At 48.8% G+C, this 17,907-nt stretch carries 18 protein-coding genes and 1 riboswitch; of the genes, 17 read left to right on the top strand and 1 reads right to left on the bottom strand.

Translation table 11 applies throughout. The features are described from left to right. Positions 1 to 325 precede the first annotated feature (325 nt). The 16 genes from KI350_RS19155 (at position 326) to purD (ending at position 15,460) form a co-directional block, all read left to right on the top strand. The gene (locus KI350_RS19155; RefSeq protein ID WP_020450430.1) at positions 326 to 1,081 is read left to right on the top strand and encodes a BAR domain-containing protein; all 756 of its coding nucleotides are present in this window, start codon (positions 326 to 328) and stop codon (positions 1,079 to 1,081) included. A 108-nt stretch (positions 1,082 to 1,189) separates the two neighbouring features. Continuing rightward, the gene (locus KI350_RS19150) at positions 1,190 to 1,378 is read left to right on the top strand and encodes a hypothetical protein (RefSeq protein ID WP_065644523.1); all 189 of its coding nucleotides are present in this window, start codon (positions 1,190 to 1,192) and stop codon (positions 1,376 to 1,378) included. Between the two features lie 219 nt (positions 1,379 to 1,597). Further along, positions 1,598 to 2,119 (top strand): DUF2179 domain-containing protein, encoded by a 522-nt coding sequence (locus KI350_RS19145; RefSeq protein ID WP_369878949.1) that lies wholly within the window; start codon positions 1,598 to 1,600, stop codon positions 2,117 to 2,119. After that, the gene (locus tag KI350_RS19140; RefSeq protein WP_020450432.1) at positions 2,119 to 2,316 is read left to right on the top strand and encodes an NETI motif-containing protein; all 198 of its coding nucleotides are present in this window, start codon (positions 2,119 to 2,121) and stop codon (positions 2,314 to 2,316) included. Before KI350_RS19145 ends, KI350_RS19140 begins: the two co-directional genes overlap by 1 nt. A 78-nt stretch (positions 2,317 to 2,394) precedes the next feature. After that, a riboswitch (purine riboswitch) is annotated at positions 2,395 to 2,497 on the top strand. Between the two features lie 136 nt (positions 2,498 to 2,633). Next, entirely contained in the window at positions 2,634 to 3,122 is a 489-nt protein-coding gene (gene purE / locus KI350_RS19135; RefSeq protein WP_020450433.1) for a 5-(carboxyamino)imidazole ribonucleotide mutase, read from the top strand. Then, positions 3,115 to 4,257, top strand: a complete 1,143-nt coding sequence (purK, locus tag KI350_RS19130; RefSeq protein WP_025810313.1) for a 5-(carboxyamino)imidazole ribonucleotide synthase — start codon at positions 3,115 to 3,117, stop codon at positions 4,255 to 4,257. The genes purE and purK overlap by 8 nt, the downstream gene beginning before the upstream one ends. Then, positions 4,254 to 5,549 carry an adenylosuccinate lyase gene (purB, locus tag KI350_RS19125; protein WP_020450435.1) on the top strand — a complete coding sequence of 432 codons (1,296 nt, stop codon included), beginning with the start codon at positions 4,254 to 4,256 and terminating at the stop codon, positions 5,547 to 5,549. Before purK ends, purB begins: the two co-directional genes overlap by 4 nt. A 74-nt stretch (positions 5,550 to 5,623) precedes the next feature. Then, a complete protein-coding gene (gene purC / locus KI350_RS19120; RefSeq protein ID WP_212930574.1) occupies positions 5,624 to 6,340 on the top strand; it encodes a phosphoribosylaminoimidazolesuccinocarboxamide synthase in 717 nt (238 codons plus the stop codon). A gap of 1 nt (position 6,341) precedes the next feature. Beyond that, entirely contained in the window at positions 6,342 to 6,596 is a 255-nt protein-coding gene (gene purS, locus KI350_RS19115; protein ID WP_003179532.1) for a phosphoribosylformylglycinamidine synthase subunit PurS, read from the top strand. Further along, entirely contained in the window at positions 6,593 to 7,276 is a 684-nt protein-coding gene (purQ, locus tag KI350_RS19110) for a phosphoribosylformylglycinamidine synthase subunit PurQ (protein WP_065644529.1), read from the top strand. Before purS ends, purQ begins: the two co-directional genes overlap by 4 nt. After that, complete coding sequence (gene purL / locus KI350_RS19105; protein WP_020450438.1) at positions 7,260 to 9,488, top strand: phosphoribosylformylglycinamidine synthase subunit PurL; 2,229 nt, start codon at positions 7,260 to 7,262, stop codon at positions 9,486 to 9,488. The genes purQ and purL overlap by 17 nt, the downstream gene beginning before the upstream one ends. Beyond that, the gene (gene purF / locus KI350_RS19100; RefSeq protein WP_212930573.1) at positions 9,464 to 10,894 is read left to right on the top strand and encodes an amidophosphoribosyltransferase; all 1,431 of its coding nucleotides are present in this window, start codon (positions 9,464 to 9,466) and stop codon (positions 10,892 to 10,894) included. The genes purL and purF overlap by 25 nt, the downstream gene beginning before the upstream one ends. A 124-nt stretch (positions 10,895 to 11,018) precedes the next feature. Next, the gene (gene purM / locus KI350_RS19095) at positions 11,019 to 12,059 is read left to right on the top strand and encodes a phosphoribosylformylglycinamidine cyclo-ligase (protein ID WP_101561728.1); all 1,041 of its coding nucleotides are present in this window, start codon (positions 11,019 to 11,021) and stop codon (positions 12,057 to 12,059) included. Next, complete coding sequence (purN, locus tag KI350_RS19090; protein ID WP_020450441.1) at positions 12,056 to 12,643, top strand: phosphoribosylglycinamide formyltransferase; 588 nt, start codon at positions 12,056 to 12,058, stop codon at positions 12,641 to 12,643. The genes purM and purN overlap by 4 nt, the downstream gene beginning before the upstream one ends. Then, the gene (gene purH / locus KI350_RS19085; RefSeq protein ID WP_105980770.1) at positions 12,640 to 14,178 is read left to right on the top strand and encodes a bifunctional phosphoribosylaminoimidazolecarboxamide formyltransferase/IMP cyclohydrolase; all 1,539 of its coding nucleotides are present in this window, start codon (positions 12,640 to 12,642) and stop codon (positions 14,176 to 14,178) included. Before purN ends, purH begins: the two co-directional genes overlap by 4 nt. A 13-nt stretch (positions 14,179 to 14,191) precedes the next feature. Beyond that, entirely contained in the window at positions 14,192 to 15,460 is a 1,269-nt protein-coding gene (purD, locus tag KI350_RS19080; protein WP_020450443.1) for a phosphoribosylamine--glycine ligase, read from the top strand. A 49-nt stretch (positions 15,461 to 15,509) separates the two neighbouring features. On the opposite strand, the gene KI350_RS19075 is transcribed toward purD, so the two are convergent. Then, a complete protein-coding gene (locus KI350_RS19075) occupies positions 15,510 to 16,088 on the bottom strand; it encodes a TetR/AcrR family transcriptional regulator (RefSeq protein ID WP_020450444.1) in 579 nt (192 codons plus the stop codon). Positions 16,089 to 16,225: 137 nt separating this feature from the next. On the opposite strand from KI350_RS19075, the gene KI350_RS19070 reads away from it, so the two are divergent. Beyond that, a complete protein-coding gene (locus tag KI350_RS19070; protein ID WP_025810319.1) occupies positions 16,226 to 17,449 on the top strand; it encodes a cytochrome P450 in 1,224 nt (407 codons plus the stop codon). The last annotated feature ends 458 nt before the right edge of the window (positions 17,450 to 17,907 follow it).

Here is a 17,907-nt window from a genome sequence, read left to right as displayed (position 1 = left end):
CAAAAAGCTGGCGAATTGGACCTGGAAAGGTCCTCATCGCCAGCTTTTTCGTCGGAAAAATAGAACAAAATGGACAAAAATAGGTCGGATCATAGAAATCCGACCTATTTTGTCAACGGTCTGAAAGGCTTGTTCATTTGAACAAGCCTTTTTTATTTTCCAATCATTAAAAACGGAACCTTCCGCCTTCGTTTTTCGTCATATATAAGGGCTGCCGCATCTATGATAAAAAGAGGTTTGTCTTGACTGTTTCACACAGCTTATGTAATTTATAAAAGTGCTTTTCATTTATGTAAAGCTTTTGAATAGAATAGGAGTTGCTTATATGATTGAAGAACATCACAAACGAAATGAAGATGATATAGAAGAACCTGCTTCGAGGATGTCGAGGAATTCCCGGAAAAAAGCGAAGAAAAGCAAGGAGACGAATCCGTCTGCGGCGAAAGTCAAATCGGTGATGGAGAGCGTGATTGCCGCTTTGTTCCGCTATTTCAGCTTTGTGCTCGATATTTTAAAATCCCCGGTGCGCAGCGCACTTGATTTTGACCGGTCTTATTTTAAGTATTCCGTTATTTCAATGACGCTTTTAGCCGTTTTCTTTTCGCTCGGCAACTTTTATCAGCTGCTTGCGGGCAGGGGGAGAATTCTCGGGTTCGGCGTGTCAGTGCCGTTCCTGGAAGTGTTTTTGGTTGTGTTTATCTATTGCATGGCTTTCATGTTTTGGATGGCAGCATCGAGCTGGGTTGTATCGAATTTTATGCTCAGGTATAAAGTTTCATTTTTCGATATCACGGCAAAGTACGGTTCTCTATTGGTTCCGTTTATCGTCCCCGCCGCTTTGTGGATGATATTCGCGATTATCAACTTCACGGCCGCGACGGTGATTCTCTCGATCGTCATCTTTATGGGATTGACATTCGGGACTTTTACGCTGATTCAATCGATTTATGAAAAAAGCGAAAAAGCGCGGTTTGACCTGATGTACTGTGTGTTTACCGTCTTTTTGCTTGAATTGGTATTCGTTGCGGCAACATGGAAGCTGGTAGGCGGATACTTGTTGTCGTCGCTTATTCCTGTTTAAGGAGATATTGCCGGTTCTTCTTGAAGAACCGGTTTTTTCTCCGCATTAATTCTGAGTTGACTCATAAGAATAATATATATTTTAACCAATAAGATGGGGGAGTGATCGATGGCTAACTTTCTTCGAAAAGCTGTAAAACAAAAAAAGGAGTATTTAATCAGGCAGCTTGCAAAATCAGGGCGGCTGGACAATTTGAAAGACCTCTCGTCATACACGCTGAGCGATTTGGAAAAGGAGCACCGCAAACTGAGCGAATCCGTTGGAGATTGTCAGCGGGATCATAAGCACCAGCTCTGAAAGACGTTCATTTGAACGTCTTTTTTAATTGTGTTTCAATGCTTTGAAACCGGCAGAAAAAGGGTAAACTGATGGGAGTGAGCAATGTCGAAAAATTTTGTGGTGAAGCAGGGCCATTACAGGATTGTGTATGGAGAATTTCTCTAGTAGAATATGATTGCTTTGCATCTAAAGGAGGGATTTCAATTGCTTCACTCAGCACTATTGAATGGTGTGATCATGGTTGGAATTATTCTGGTTATCAATATTATATACGTAACGTTTTTAACCCTTCGAATGATACTGACTCTTAAAGGCCAGCGGTATCTCGCCGCTTTTATCGGGACAATCGAAATGCTTGTCTACGTCGTCGGGCTGGGGCTCGTTCTAGATAATTTAAATCAAATCCAAAACGTGATTGCTTACGCGGTCGGATTTGGAATCGGAATCATCGTCGGCACGAAAATTGAAGAAAAGCTCGCTTTGGGCTATATTACCGTTAACGCCATTACGAAAGAGCTTGATTTGGATTTGCCGAAACAGCTCAGGGAAAAAGGCTACGGCGTCACCCACTGGGTCGTCGGCGGACTTGAGGGAGACAGAACGGCGATGCAGATTTTGACGCCGAGAAAATACGAACTGCAGCTGTACGAAACGATTAAATCAATCGATTCAAAAGCATTTATCATTTCCTATGAACCGAAGACGATACACGGCGGATTCTGGGTGAAAGCCGTAAAGAAAAGGAGAATTAAAGAATAATGACAAAGCCGAAAAAAAAGCGCTTTGAAGTAACGGAAGGCGAAACGATCGAATCCGTGTTGACGAAGATGCAGGAAGAAGGCTATACACCGGTGCGTCGAATGGAGGAGCCGGTCTTCAAAGAAACAAAGGAAAATGGAACGATTCAGGTTGTTCCGTGCGGAAGAAAAATTATATTCGAAGGTAAATTACTCTAAACCCGAACATTAGAACAACAAAATATACTATCGTTCGATAATGTCGTTGACATTATCACAGTCCGTTGTTAAGATAAACATGACATGAAAACACATCCTCATATAATCTTGGGAATATGGCCCATAAGTCTCTACCCGATGACCGTAAATCATCGGACTATGCAGGAAAGTGGACAATAAACTGACATGGAGATCGCGAGAAGCGGACTAACTGACGATACACGCGCCATGCCCGGTTTGTGTTGCTTCCTACAAATGCAATACATGCCGGGCTTTTTATATGCGAAGAATAACAGCTAAAGGTGGGACAAAAAGATATGCAGCCTCTTCTTGGTGTTATCATGGGAAGCACATCTGACTGGGAAACGATGAAACATGCCTGCGGCATCCTCGATGAACTGGGAATTCCGTACGAAAAAAAGGTCGTCTCCGCACATCGGACGCCTGATTTAATGTTCGAATATGCCGAAACGGCGCGGGAAAGAGGCTTGAAAGTCATCATTGCCGGAGCGGGCGGAGCCGCTCACCTGCCGGGAATGGTCGCAGCCAAAACGACGCTGCCCGTCATCGGTGTGCCGGTTCAGTCAAAAGCGCTGAACGGTCTCGATTCGTTGCTTTCAATCGTTCAAATGCCGGGCGGTGTACCCGTTGCGACCGTTGCCATCGGCAAAGCGGGAGCGGTCAACGCCGGACTGCTTGCGGCGCAGATTTTGTCAGCTTTTGACGAAAAGCTTGCCGGAAGATTGGATGAACGAAGGGAAAGCATCAGAAAAACCGTGTTGGAAAGCAGTGATCAGCTTGTATAAACAAACGATTTTTCCGGGAGCGACAATCGGCATTATCGGAGGCGGACAGCTTGGCAAAATGATGGCGGTCGCGGCCAAACAAATGGGCTATAAAATCGCTGTTGTTGACCCTGTCCCTTCATCACCGTGCGGACAGGTCGCAGACCTTGAAATTACGGCTGCTTATAATGATCGCGAAGCGATACGGAAGCTTGCCGAAGCGAGCGATGTGATTACTTATGAATTCGAAAACATCGATTATGATGCGCTGAACTGGCTGAAAGAGCACGCTTACCTTCCGCAAGGGAGCGAGCTGTTGCTCCTTACGCAAAACAGGGAAACCGAGAAAAAAGCGATTGAATCAGCGGGCTGCAAAGTCGCCCCGTACCGAATCATTCACGACCGGACGGAACTGGAAGCATCCGTAGCGGAGCTCGGTCTTCCGGCGGTGCTGAAAACTTGCCGCGGCGGGTATGACGGAAAAGGGCAGTACGTCCTGAAACAACAAGCACAAATCGGGGAAGCCGCAGCACTTTTACAGCACGGCACATGCATTTTGGAAAGCTGGGTTCCTTTCAAAATGGAATTGTCCGTGATCGTGACGAGATCGGTTCACGGAGAGACAACCGTTTTTCCGGCGGCAGAGAACATCCATAAACAAAATATTTTATTCCAGAGCATCGTCCCGGCACGGGCCGATAAAGCGGTTCAGGAACAAGCGGCAGCACTTGCCCTCAGGCTTGCCGAAAAGCTTCAGCTTGTCGGAACACTGGCCGTTGAGCTTTTCCTGAAAGAAGACGGCGAACTTCTCGTCAATGAGCTAGCGCCGCGGCCGCATAATTCCGGCCATTACACCCTTGATCTTTGCGAAACGAGCCAGTTTGAACAGCATATCCGTGCTGTCTGCGGACTGCCGCTCGGCAAAACGGACCTTCTGAAGGAAGGAATGATGGTAAACCTTCTCGGAGATGAAGTGTACATGGCTGAAGAAGATCCCGAACTATTAAAAGAAGCGAAGCTTTATATATACGGAAAGCATGAAGTCAAACCGGGCCGCAAAATGGGGCATATCACATTTTTAAGAACACCCGACAATGAATGGATCGGGAAGATGACAGAAAAGTGGATTGAAAGAGATGGAGGACGAAAACAATGATCGAACGTTATTCAAGACCTGAAATGGCTGCGATTTGGACGGATGAAAACAGATTCCAAGCATGGCTGGAGGTTGAAATACTGGCTTGTGAAGCTTGGGCTGAGCTCGGCGTCATTCCGAAAGAAGATGTGAAGGTTTTGCGGGAAAAAGCGTCATTTGACATCAACCGCATCTTTGAAATCGAGCAGGACACGCGCCACGATGTCGTCGCATTTACCCGCGCCGTATCGGAAACGCTTGGCGAAGAGAAAAAATGGGTGCACTACGGACTGACATCAACAGATGTGGTCGATACAGCTCTTTCCTATCTATTAAAACAGGCGAACGATATTTTGCTCAAGGACATTGAGAGATTTGTTGACATCTTGAAAGAAAAAGCAAAGGAACATAAATATACGGTCATGATGGGACGCACACACGGCGTGCATGCAGAACCGACGACATTTGGCTTGAAGCTCGCCCTTTGGTATGAAGAAATGAAGCGCAACCTGGAACGCTTCAAGCAGGCGAAAGAAGGCATCGAAGTCGGTAAAATTTCAGGCGCCGTCGGAACGTACGCGAACATCGATCCATTCGTCGAGCAGTACGTATGTGAGAAGCTCGGCTTAAAACCGGCGCCGATTTCAACACAGACGCTGCAGCGAGACCGCCACGCCGATTATATGGCTGCACTGGCACTAGTTGCGACAAGCATCGAGAAATTCGCCGTTGAGATCCGCGGCCTCCAAAAAAGCGAAACCCGCGAAGTCGAAGAATTTTTCGCAAAAGGCCAAAAAGGTTCATCTGCCATGCCGCATAAGCGCAACCCGATCGGTTCGGAAAACATGACGGGAATGGCGCGCGTCATCCGCGGCTACATGCTGACCGCCTATGAAAATGTACCGCTTTGGCATGAACGCGACATTTCGCATTCATCAGCAGAGCGCATCATTCTGCCTGATGCGACGATCGCGCTGAACTACATGCTGAACCGCTTCGGCAACATTGTGAAAAACTTGACCGTGTTCCCTGAAAACATGAAGCGCAACATGGACCGCACACTCGGATTGATCTACTCGCAGCGCGTCCTTCTCGCTCTCATTGACACCGGCATGGCGCGGGAAGAAGCGTATGACACCGTTCAGCCGAAAGCGATGGAAGCATGGGAGAAACAAGTACCGTTCCGCCAGCTTGTCGAGGCTGAGGAAAAAATTACGTCCCGGCTGTCTCCGGAACAAATTAACGACTGCTTTGATTACAATTACCACTTGAAAAACGTCGACTACATTTTTGAACGTTTAGGCTTAGCGTAGAATAGACCGCCCGCTTTGACAGGCGGGGGTCTAAAAGGTGAAATATTTCCAACATTCGGGTTAGGAGGCCTTCTGTGAATATTGTGAAAAATGAACTTTTATATGAAGGAAAAGCGAAAAAGATATACCTGACGGATAATGACAACACGTTGTTTGTCGAATACAAAGACTCGGCGACGGCTTTTAACGGAGAAAAAAAAGCCGAGATTGACGGAAAAGGTCGTTTAAATAACGAAATTTCCAGCCTGATTTTCACAAGGCTTCACGAGAAGGGAATCAACAACCACTTTGTTGAACGAATTTCAGAAACGGAGCAGCTCATTAAAAAAGTGACGATCATCCCGCTTGAAGTCGTTGTCCGCAATGTCGTTGCGGGAAGCATGTCCAAACGGCTCGGCATTCCGGAAGGCACGGAGCTGGAGCAGCCGATTATCGAGTTTTACTACAAGGATGACGCGCTCGGCGATCCGCTGATCACAGAAGACCATATCCGGATTTTAAACGCGGCTGAGCCTGAACAGGTGGAGAAAATCAAATTGATTACGAGACAGGTAAACGAAGAGCTGCAGACGATTTTCGCGGCTTGCGGTGTCAGATTGATAGATTTCAAGCTTGAGTTCGGGCGCGATAAAGACGGCGAGGTCCTGCTGGCCGATGAGATTTCCCCGGATACGTGCCGGCTGTGGGATAAAGAAACGAATGAAAAGCTTGATAAAGATGTGTTCAGAAGAAGCCTGGGCGGATTGACGGATGCATACGAAGAAATATTCAAAAGACTTGGAGGCATGTAATATGTACAAAGTGAAAGTGTATGTCAGCTTAAAAGAGAGTGTTTTAGATCCTCAGGGGAGCGCCGTTCAGCATGCTTTGCACAGCATGTCCTACAAAGAAGTTCAGGACGTCCGCATCGGCAAATACATGGAGCTCACCATCGAAAAATCAGACCGCGACCTTGACGTTCTCGTCAAAGAAATGTGCGAAAAACTTTTGGCCAACACGGTGATTGAAGATTACAGATACGAAGTCGAGGAGGTTGTCGCACAGTGAAATTTGCGGTGATTGTGCTGCCGGGCTCAAACTGCGATATCGATATGTTCCACGCGATCAAGGATGAGCTTGGCGAAGAAGCTGAATACGTCTGGCATACAGAAACAAGTCTTGATGAATATGACGGCGTCCTCATTCCGGGGGGATTCTCATACGGTGATTATTTAAGATGCGGCGCGATCGCCCGCTTCGCAAACATTATGCCGGCCGTCAAAAAAGCGGCTGAAGAAGGAAAACCGGTGCTCGGCGTCTGCAACGGCTTTCAAATTTTGCAGGAGCTCGGTCTTTTGCCGGGCGCAATGAGACGCAACAAAGATTTGAAATTTATCTGCCGTCCGGTTGAACTGGTCGTCCAAAACAATGAAACGATTTTTACATCTTCCTACGGCCAAGGCGAATCTATCACGATTCCGGTCGCTCATGGCGAAGGAAACTTCTACTGTGATGAAGAAACGCTTGCCGGATTACAAGAAAACAACCAAATCGCTTTCACATACGGAACGGATATTAACGGAAGCGTCGCCGATATTGCAGGCGTCGTCAATGAAAAAGGCAATGTATTAGGCATGATGCCTCACCCTGAACGCGCAGTCGATTCTCTGCTCGGAAGCGCCGACGGTCTTAAACTGTTTCAATCTATCGTGAAAAATTGGAGGGAAACTCATGTCGCTACTGCTTGAACCAAGTCAAGAACAAATTAAGGAAGAGAAGCTCTATCAGCAAATGGGTGTCAGCGATGACGAGTTTGCCATGATTGAATCGATTCTCGGAAGGCTTCCAAACTATACGGAAATCGGGATTTTTTCGGTCATGTGGTCAGAGCACTGCAGCTACAAAAATTCCAAGCCGATCCTGAAAAAGTTCCCGACAAAAGGCGAACGCGTCCTGCAAGGGCCGGGGGAAGGCGCAGGAATCGTCGATATTGGCGACAATCAGGCGGTTGTCTTCAAAATCGAATCGCATAATCATCCGTCAGCGATTGAGCCGTACCAGGGAGCTGCAACAGGTGTGGGCGGCATCATCCGCGACGTCTTTTCAATGGGCGCGCGTCCGATCGCTGTTTTGAACTCTCTCCGGTTTGGTGAACTCACTTCACCGCGTGTGAAGTACTTGTTTGAAGAAGTAGTCGCGGGCATTGCCGGATACGGAAACTGCATCGGCATTCCGACCGTAGGCGGTGAAGTTCAGTTTGACAGCTGCTATGAAGGCAATCCGCTTGTCAACGCGATGTGTGTCGGTTTGATCAACCATGAAGATATTAAAAAAGGGCAGGCGAAAGGCGTCGGCAATACGGTCATGTACGTCGGTGCGAAAACGGGGCGCGACGGCATCCACGGCGCCACGTTCGCCTCAGAGGAAATGTCTGACCAATCAGAAGAAAAACGCTCGGCTGTGCAAGTCGGCGATCCATTCATGGAAAAGCTGCTTCTTGAAGCGTGTCTGGAAGTCATCAAATCAGACGCCTTGGTCGGTATTCAGGACATGGGTGCGGCAGGACTGACAAGTTCAAGCGCGGAAATGGCATCCAAAGCCGGATCGGGCATCGAGATGAACCTTGACTTGATCCCGCAGCGCGAAACAGGGATGACGCCGTACGAAATGATGCTTTCCGAATCTCAGGAGCGCATGCTTTTAGTCATCGAACGCGGCCGCGAACAAGAGATCATCGATATTTTTGACAAGTATGATCTTGAAGCTGTGGCTGTCGGTCACGTGACAGACGACAAGATGCTGCGCCTTTTCCACAACGGGGAAATGGTTGCCGATCTTCCGGTTGATGCGCTTGCAGAGGAAGCGCCGGTTTACCATAAGCCGTCAAAAGTTCCGGCTTATTATAAAGAATTCCTTGAAACAGACGTCCCTGCACCAAAAGTCGAAGATGCGAAAGAAACGCTTCTCGAGCTGTTAAAGCAGCCGACTATTGCGAGCAAAGAATGGGTTTATGACCAATATGACTACATGGTCAGGACGAACACGGTTGTCGCACCGGGCTCTGATGCAGCCGTCCTGCGGATTCGCGGCACGAAAAAGGCGCTTGCCATGACAACGGACTGCAATGCCCGCTACTTGTACCTCGATCCGGAAAAAGGCGGGAAAATCGCTGTCGCGGAAGCGGCCCGCAATATCGTCTGCTCCGGAGCAGAACCGCTTGCCGTTACGGATAACCTCAACTTTGGGAATCCGGAAAAGCCGGAGATTTTCTGGCAGATCGAAAAAGCGGCAGACGGGATCAGCGAGGCGTGCAACGTGCTCAGCACACCGGTCATCGGCGGAAACGTCTCTCTTTACAACGAATCAAACGGAAGCGCGATCTACCCGACGCCTGTCATCGGAATGGTCGGACTGATCGAAGATACAGACCATATTACGACACAGCACTTTAAAGCAGCGGGCGATTTGATTTATGTCATCGGCGAAACATTCCCTGAGTTCGCCGGAAGCGAGCTGCAAAAACTGTCCGAAGGAAAGATTTACGGCAAAGCGCCTGCCATCGACTTGGAAGTCGAACAAGCGCGTCAAAAAGCGCTTCTGAAAGCGATCCGCACAGGGCTCGTGCAGTCCGCGCATGACGTCTCAGAAGGCGGCATTGGCGTGGCGCTGGCGGAAAGCGTCATATCTTCTCAAGGACTCGGCGCCAATGTAACGCTTGCAGGCGAATCTGCATTGTTATTCAGCGAAACACAATCACGGTTTATCGTCTCTGTGAAAAAAGAGCATCAAGAAGCGTTCGAAAAGCTTGTCAAAGACGCCGAGCTCATCGGCGAAGTAACGTCAGACAGCGCGCTGTCTGTTCAAAGCCAGGAAGGACAACAATGGATTCATGCGCAGATAGAAGAGCTCGAAAGCGCATGGAAAGGAGCTATCCCATGCTTGCTGAAATCAAAGGCTTAAATGAAGAATGCGGCGTATTTGGGATTTGGGGGCATGAAGAAGCACCGCAAATTACGTACTACGGCCTTCACAGCCTTCAGCACAGAGGCCAGGAGGGCGCCGGCATCGTGGCGACAGACGGCGAAAAAATGTCTGCCCACAAAGGCCAGGGGCTGATTACTGAAGTTTTTCAAAACGGCGAGCTCAAAAAGGTGACAGGAAAAGGAGCGATCGGCCATGTCCGCTATGCAACGGCGGGCGGCGGCGGCTTCGAAAACGTCCAGCCGTTCCTTTTCCATTCGCAAAACAACGGCAGCCTTGCGCTTGCGCACAATGGAAACTTAGTAAACGCCAGTCAGCTGAAACAGCAGCTTGAAAACCAGGGCAGCATTTTTCAAACGTCTTCTGATACGGAAGTGCTCGCCCATTTAATTAAAAGAAGCGGCCACTTCGAGTTGAAAGATCAGATCAAAAACGCTCTTTCCATGCTGAAAGGCGCTTATGCTTTCCTGATCATGACGGAAAAGGAGATGATCGTGGCGCTTGACCCGAACGGACTCAGACCGCTGTCTGTCGCAATGCTCGGCGACGCGTACGTCGTCGCTTCTGAAACGTGCGCGTTTGATGTGGTCGGCGCGACATATTTGCGCGATGTAGAACCGGGTGAGATGCTGATCATCAATGATGAAGGCATGAAGTCTGAGCGGTTCTCCATCAACATCAACCGTTCGATCTGCAGCATGGAGTACATTTATTTCTCAAGGCCTGACAGTAATATTAACGGCATTAATGTCCACAGCGCGAGAAAGAATCTCGGTAAAAAGCTTGCTGAAGAATCAGGCATTGAAGCAGATGTGGTGACAGGGGTTCCGGATTCAAGCATTTCAGCGGCCATCGGCTATGCCGAAGCGACGGGAATTCCTTACGAACTCGGACTGATTAAAAACCGCTATGTCGGCAGAACGTTCATTCAGCCGTCACAGTCGCTCAGGGAGCAGGGCGTGAGAATGAAGCTGTCAGCCGTCCGCGGGGTCGTTGAAGGCAAGCGCGTCGTCATGGTGGACGATTCCATCGTGAGAGGCACGACAAGCCGCAGGATTGTGACGATGCTGCGCGAAGCCGGAGCGACGGAAGTGCACGTCAGAATCAGTTCCCCGCCTATTGCCCATCCGTGCTTTTACGGAATTGACACATCAACGCATGAAGAACTGATCGCGTCCTCCCATTCAGTGGAAGAAATCCGTCAGGAAATCGGCGCCGATACATTGTCATTCTTGAGCATTGAAGGACTCCTTTCCGGGATCGGAAGACAGTATGAAGACGAAAACTGCGGGCAGTGCATGGCCTGCTTTACAGGAAAATACCCGACCGAGATTTATCAGGATACGGTTCTTCCTCACGTGAAAGAAGCCGTTTTGACAAAATAAACCGGCCGGCGCTCTTGAAGCGCCGCGCCTCCTGAAATGAATAAAGGGCAGCAGAAGCGATGCGGCTGCTCTTTTGATTTTGAATATTACGAATGGACAAGCGCGGAATAAGGAGTGGGTTGTGTTGTCTGAAAGCTATAAAAACGCCGGGGTTGATATTGAAGCCGGATATGAAGCCGTAAAACGAATGAAAAAACATGTGGAAAGAACGAAGCGAATCGGCGCAATGGGCGGTCTTGGCGGATTTGGCGGCATGTTTGACCTGTCAGAACTGCCGTACAAAAAGCCGGTTCTGATTTCGGGAACGGACGGTGTCGGCACAAAGCTGAAGCTCGCTTTTGCGATGGACAAGCATGACACGATCGGCATCGATGCCGTCGCTATGTGTGTCAACGATGTGCTCGCTCAAGGAGCGGAGCCGCTGTTCTTCCTCGATTACCTTGCGGTCGGAAAAGCCGACCCCGTCAAAATTGAAGAAATTGTAAAAGGCGTCGCAGAAGGCTGTGTACAGTCAGGATCAGCGCTAGTCGGCGGAGAAACGGCGGAAATGCCGGGTCTTTATACAGAGGATGAATACGATATTGCCGGGTTCTCGGTCGGAGCCGCTGAAAAAGATGGCATCGTCACGGGCGAAAACATCAGCGAAGGGCACCTTTTAATCGGACTTTCTTCAAGCGGACTTCACAGCAACGGCTTCTCTCTCGTTCGTAAAGTTCTTCTTGAAGATGCCGGTCTGAACCTTGATGAGACGTATACACCTTTTGAACGGCCTCTTGGCGAAGAGCTTTTAGAGCCGACGAAAATTTATGTCAAGCCTGTCCTTGAAGCGGTGAAATCAGGTAAAATCGCAGGCATGGCGCACGTGACCGGCGGCGGTTTTATTGAAAACCTGCCGCGCATGATGCCTGATGGTCTCGGTGTTGAAATCGACATCGGCTCCTGGCCCGTCCCTCCTGTCTTTCCGTTCATTCAGGAGAAAGGCGGCCTGAAGTCCGAGGAAATGTTCAATGTTTTCAATATGGGAATCGGGTTTGTCCTTGCGGTTAAAGAAGAGGATATGACAGACGTGATTCAAACGCTCGAAAACAACGGTGAAAAAGCCTATCTCATCGGCAGAGTGAAAGCCGGAAGCGGCGTTGAGTTTGGCGGTGCCGGTCTTTCATGAGAAAATTCGCGGTATTTGCATCAGGAAGCGGAACGAACTTTGAAGCGATCGCAAGAAGAATGAGAGAAGAGAACTGGGATGCCGAAATCGTCCTTGTCGTCTGTGACAAGCCCGATGCGAAAGTGCTTGAAAGAGCGGAAAAAGCCGGAATTCCATCGTTCGCATTCCAGCCGAAATCGTTCGAAAATAAAGCAGCTTTTGAACAAGTGATCGTTGAACAGCTCCGCCTCCACGGAGCAGAATGGATTGTCCTGGCGGGGTACATGAGACTGATCGGCGATACGCTTCTGTCGGCTTACCGGAATAAAATCATCAACATCCATCCGTCGCTCCTGCCGGCGTTTCCCGGCATCGACGCGATCGGACAGGCGTACAGAGCGGGTGTGAAAGTGGCGGGCATCACGGTTCACTATGTTGACGAAGGCATGGACACCGGTCCGATTATCGCCCAGCGCGCCGTCGAGCTTGAAAAAAGCGAAACACTCGCATCTCTTGAAGAAAAGATACACAAATTGGAGCATGAGCTTTATCCCGAAGTAATCAAAGAGCTTCTTGAACTAAATGGCAGAGGTGAAAAGGAATGACGATCAAACGCGCATTAATCAGCGTATCAGATAAAACGAACATTGTCCCTTTTGTAAAAGAATTGACAGAGCTTGGCGTAGAAGTGATTTCAACAGGCGGCACAAGCAAACTTCTTCAGGAAAACGGCGTTGACGTCATCGGCATTTCTGAAGTGACGGGCTTTCCCGAAATCATGGACGGCCGTCTGAAAACCCTTCATCCGAATATTCACGGCGGGCTTCTTGCCGTCCGCGGCAACGAAAAACACATGGCGCAGCTCAATGAACAGGGAATTCAGCCGATCGACCTTGTCGTTGTTAATTTATATCCGTTTAAAGAAACGGTTTCTAAAGAAGACGTCACATTCGAAGAAGCGATTGAGAATATCGACATCGGCGGTCCAGGCATGCTTCGCGCAGCAGCGAAAAACCACCAGGACGTGGCGGTTATCGTCGATCCCCGCGACTACAGCCCTGTACTGAACGACTTGAAAGAAAACGGCAGCGTCTCTCTTGAGAAAAAACGCGAGTTGGCAGCGAAGGTGTTCCGCCACACGGCAGCGTATGACGCGTTGATCGCTGACTATTTAACAAAGGTAACCGGCGAAAAAGAGCCTGAACAGTTCACCGTCACCTTTGAGAAAAAGCAATCGCTCCGCTACGGCGAAAATCCGCATCAGGAAGCAGTCTTTTATCAAAGTGCGCTCCCTGTCAAAGGGTCAATTGCTTCAGCTGGACAGCTGCACGGAAAAGAGCTTTCTTACAACAATATCAAAGACGCGGATGCAGCACTTCAAATCGTCCGCGAGTTCACGGAGCCGGCTGCGGTTGCCGTCAAGCATATGAACCCTTGCGGCGTCGGGACGGGCAACACGATCGAAGAGGCGTTTAACAAAGCATACGCCGCTGACGAAACGTCAATTTTCGGCGGCATCATCGCTTTGAACCGGGAAGTGGATAAAGCGACGGCTGAAACGCTTCACAAAATCTTTTTGGAAATCATCATCGCGCCAGCATTCAGCGAAGAAGCGCTTGATATTTTAACATCCAAGAAAAACCTTCGCCTCTTGACCCTTGATGTCAATCAGCCTGTGAAAAACGAAAAGCAGCTGACATCTGTTCAAGGCGGGCTTTTGATTCAGGATCTGGATATGCACGGTTTTGACGACGCCGACATCACAATTCCGACGAAAAGAGAGCCGACCGAACAGGAATGGGCTGACTTGAAGCTCGCTTGGAAAGTTGTGAAGCATGTCAAATCGAATGCGATTGTCCTGGCAAAAGACGATATGACGATCGGCGTCGGCGCTGGACAAATGAACCGAGTCGGCTCCGCGAAAATCGCAATTGAGCAAGCCGGCGGGAAAGCGAAAGGAAGCGCGCTCGGATCAGATGCGTTCTTCCCGATGCCTGATACGGTCGAAGAAGCGGCTAAAGCCGGTGTGACGGCGATCATTCAGCCGGGCGGATCGGTTCGTGATGAAGATTCGATTCAAAAAGCGGATGAATACGGGATCGCGATGGTGTTCACCGGAATCCGCCATTTCAAACATTAAGGGAGTGACCAGCGTGAACGTATTGATTATCGGCAGAGGCGGCAGGGAGCACACGCTCGCCTGGAAAGCGGCGCAAAGCCCTCTTGTCGGCACTGTATATGCGGCGCCCGGCAATGACGGAATGGCCGGGACCGCCGTACTCGTTGATCTTGACGAAGGCAATCACGAAGGGCTTCTCGCTTTCGCAAAAGAAAACAATATCGGACTGACGATTGTCGGTCCTGAGGTCCCTTTAATCGAAGGGCTTGTTGATGCATTTGAAGAAGCGGGCCTTCCGGTGTTCGGTCCGTCGAAAAAAGCAGCGGTGATTGAAGGAAGCAAGCAGTTTGCCAAAGATCTTATGAAAAAATATCAAATACCGACAGCAGAATACGAAACGTTTACATCTTTTGAAAAAGCAAAGGCGTATGTTGAGGAAAAAGGCGCGCCGATCGTCATCAAAGCTGACGGGCTTGCCGCTGGAAAAGGCGTCACAGTCGCGATGACAGCCGAAGATGCGGTTCAGTGTCTGCATGACTTTTTAGAAGATGAAAAGTTCGGCGATGCAAGCGCCTCTGTCGTTATCGAGGAATTTTTGAGCGGTGAAGAATTTTCGCTGATGGCTTTTGTCAAAGGTGAAAAAGTGTATCCGATGGTGATCGCGCAAGATCACAAGCGGGCATTTGACGGAGACAAAGGCCCGAATACAGGGGGAATGGGCGCATATTCCCCGGTGCCGCAGATTTCGGATGCGGTCGTTGAAGACGCCGTTAAAACGATTTTGGAGCCGGCGGCCGAAGCGATGGTTAAAGAAGGCCGTTCGTTTACGGGAGTCTTGTATGCTGGCTTAATGCTAACCGAAAAAGGAACAAAAGTGATCGAATTCAACGCGAGATTCGGAGATCCGGAAACCCAGGTCGTACTGCCGCGTCTTGAATCAGACCTTGTACAAGTCTTGCTTGACCTCCTCGCGGACAAAGAAGTGGAGCTGAAGTGGAAGGATACGGCGGCAGTCACCGTTGTTCTTGCATCTGACGGCTATCCGGAAAGCTATGAAAAAGGCACGCCGATCGGCATGCTTGAGCCTGATATGGAACAGACCGTCGTCTTTCACGCTGGCACGAAAAAAAGCGGCGGTCAGTTTGTGACAAACGGCGGCCGCGTCGCCAATGTCACGGCGTTTGCCGAGACGTTTGAAGCGGCCAGGGAAGCAGCCTATCAAGCGGTGGAACGAGTAAGAAAACCGGGGCTGTTTTACCGGACGGATATCGGCGCGCGTGCGCTCAAGGCAGCGCAGAAATAACCGGTGAAGAGACAGAGCGGGAGCACCCGTTTTGTCTCTTTTTTTGCCGTCAATTTTTTTGGATCATTTTAATCAACGATTCAGCCATCAATTCGGGCGGATAAGGCATGCCGTTTTCAAGCCACCATGCGGCTGTGCCTGCAAAGGCGGAAATCACAAATCGCCGCTGGATATCAAGAGGCACTGAGCGGTTAGTATCGGCAGCTGCCGTTTTTTTGATTCCCGTCAAAAAGCTGTCATTCCAAAAGTCATTGAGCAGCTCCTTAATGTTCAGCTCATATCTTCTGTTGATGATAATCGCAAAATCATCGCAGTTCTGTTGTAAATGCTGATAAAAGCGCAGCACATACCAGTACGCTTCAGGCTTTTCCCCGCTGCAATCTATATCAAGCGGCGAAAAAATATCCTCTTTCATTACTTCAAACATGTCTCTCATATTTTGATGAAGCAAATCGTATTTATCTTGATAATGCTGATAAAATGTCGTTCGATTCAAGTTTGCCCGTTGCGTAATATCCTGTACAGAGATTTTTCCCCATTCTTTTTCAGCAAGCAGTTCAAACAAGGCTTTTTTTAAATTTGTTTTCGATTTTGTAATCCGCTTGTCCCCGCGATAGCTGTCAGCCACTTCAGCCGCCTCCTCAAACACTTTTTCGACACTTCTTTTCCACTTGTTGGTTGAATGATCCGGTGGGTTCTTTTAATTTTAAACTAACATATTGAACTTCATGAATCAGCTGACAAGAACCGAAGGAGTGAAAGCGAATGAGTCAAACAAAACAGCAGAACCCTATTCAGAAAGCGCTGCTTAACGGAAAGAACAGACAAGACCCGTATGATCCGTTTCCATGGTATGAAAAAATGCGCACCGAATCACCGATTCACTATGATGAAGACAGCAAGGTATGGAGTGTGTTCCGTTATGACGATGTCAAAAGAGTGATCAGCGACAAAGAGTTTTTTTCAAATCAGTTCCATCAGCTTGGAACCGGCAATACGTTTGCGAAAACGTTGATCAGCATGGATCCACCGAAACACACGAGAATCAGATCGATCGTCAACAAGGCTTTTACTCCGCGTGTCATGAAAGAGTGGGAGCCGCGCATTCGCGAACTGACGAATGAACTGCTCGCTCAAATCCGCGGCAGGGAAGAGATCGACCTTGTACAGGATTTTTCATATCCGTTGCCCGTCATCGTCATTTCGGAATTGCTCGGCGTTCCTTCAGTGTATAAGCACCATTTCAAAGAATGGTCCGACGTGTTGGTCAGCCTGCCGAAGAGCGACCGGCAAGAAGATGTGAACGAGTGGAAAAATATCAGGGATCAAGGCGAAGAAGAGCTGACCGCGTTTTTTGAAAAGATGATCGAAGAGAAAAGACAAAACCTCGGCAATGACTTGATTTCGCTCTTGATCAAAGCCGAACAAGAAGGGGACAAGCTTTCTCCTGATGAATTGGTTCCGTTTTGCAACCTGCTCTTGATGGCGGGGAATGAAACGACGACCAATTTGATTTCAAATGCGGTCTACAGCATTCTCGAAACACCGGGTGCGTATGACGAGCTCGCAAGGCATCCTGAACTGATTCCGCAGGCCGTCGAGGAAGCCGTCCGTTTCCGGGCGCCCGCGCCGATGATCGTGCGCTTCGTTAAACAGGATACCGAGATCAGAGGAGTAAGTTTGAAAAAAGGAGAAGGCGTCGTCGCTTTTCTTGCTTCTGCCAACCGTGATGAAGCGAAATTTGAGAGGGCGCACGAATTTGATATTCACCGTCATCCGAACCCGCATATCGGATTTGGCCACGGCATCCATTTCTGCTTAGGCGCTCCGCTCGCGAGGCTGGAAGCGGCGATCGCTCTTGAGGCGCTCCTCAAGCAGTATTCTTCGATGGAAAAGCTTGCGATCGCGCCGATGGCGGACAGCAGCATGTACGGCTTGAAACAATTCCGTCTGCGGGTGAAGTCAGCGGGGAAAACGGCGCCATACTAATTTTAAAAGCGCCTGAAGTGGTGCTTTTTTGTTGTTGGTGGAAAAATCGCCTAACCTTTAGTACCATTTTATTAAGACAGTGATAGGGAAGGAGAAAGCATATGAGTCATGTAAAGTGCAAAAGGTGTAAAAAACAAATATCAAAAGACGAGACATTTTATTACATAGACAAGCCCGTCGGATTATCAGGAATCACCCATGTCAAAAGGTTTCTGGAGAGCAACGGCTTGATTTTATGTGAAGATTGTATAAGAGAGCATTTGCAAAAATGACCTCATTCAATATAAAAAAAGCCCCTATAAAAGATGACGAAATCCTAAAACTTTAAACCGTTTTAGGATTTCGTCAACAATCTGCCACTTTCATTCCCAAGAAGGTGTTTTTTTACGGACAGGGCATTTCTTTCATAAGCCGGCCAGCAGGAATTTGACTGGATAAGCCTTGTGCCTTAAAATGAA

The sequence above is a fragment of the Bacillus sp. J41TS8 genome (assembly GCF_018333035.1).
In the GTDB taxonomy this organism is placed as follows: Bacteria; Bacillota; Bacilli; order Bacillales; family Bacillaceae; genus Bacillus; species Bacillus paralicheniformis.
This window is presented reverse-complemented; position numbering and strand designations above follow the sequence as displayed.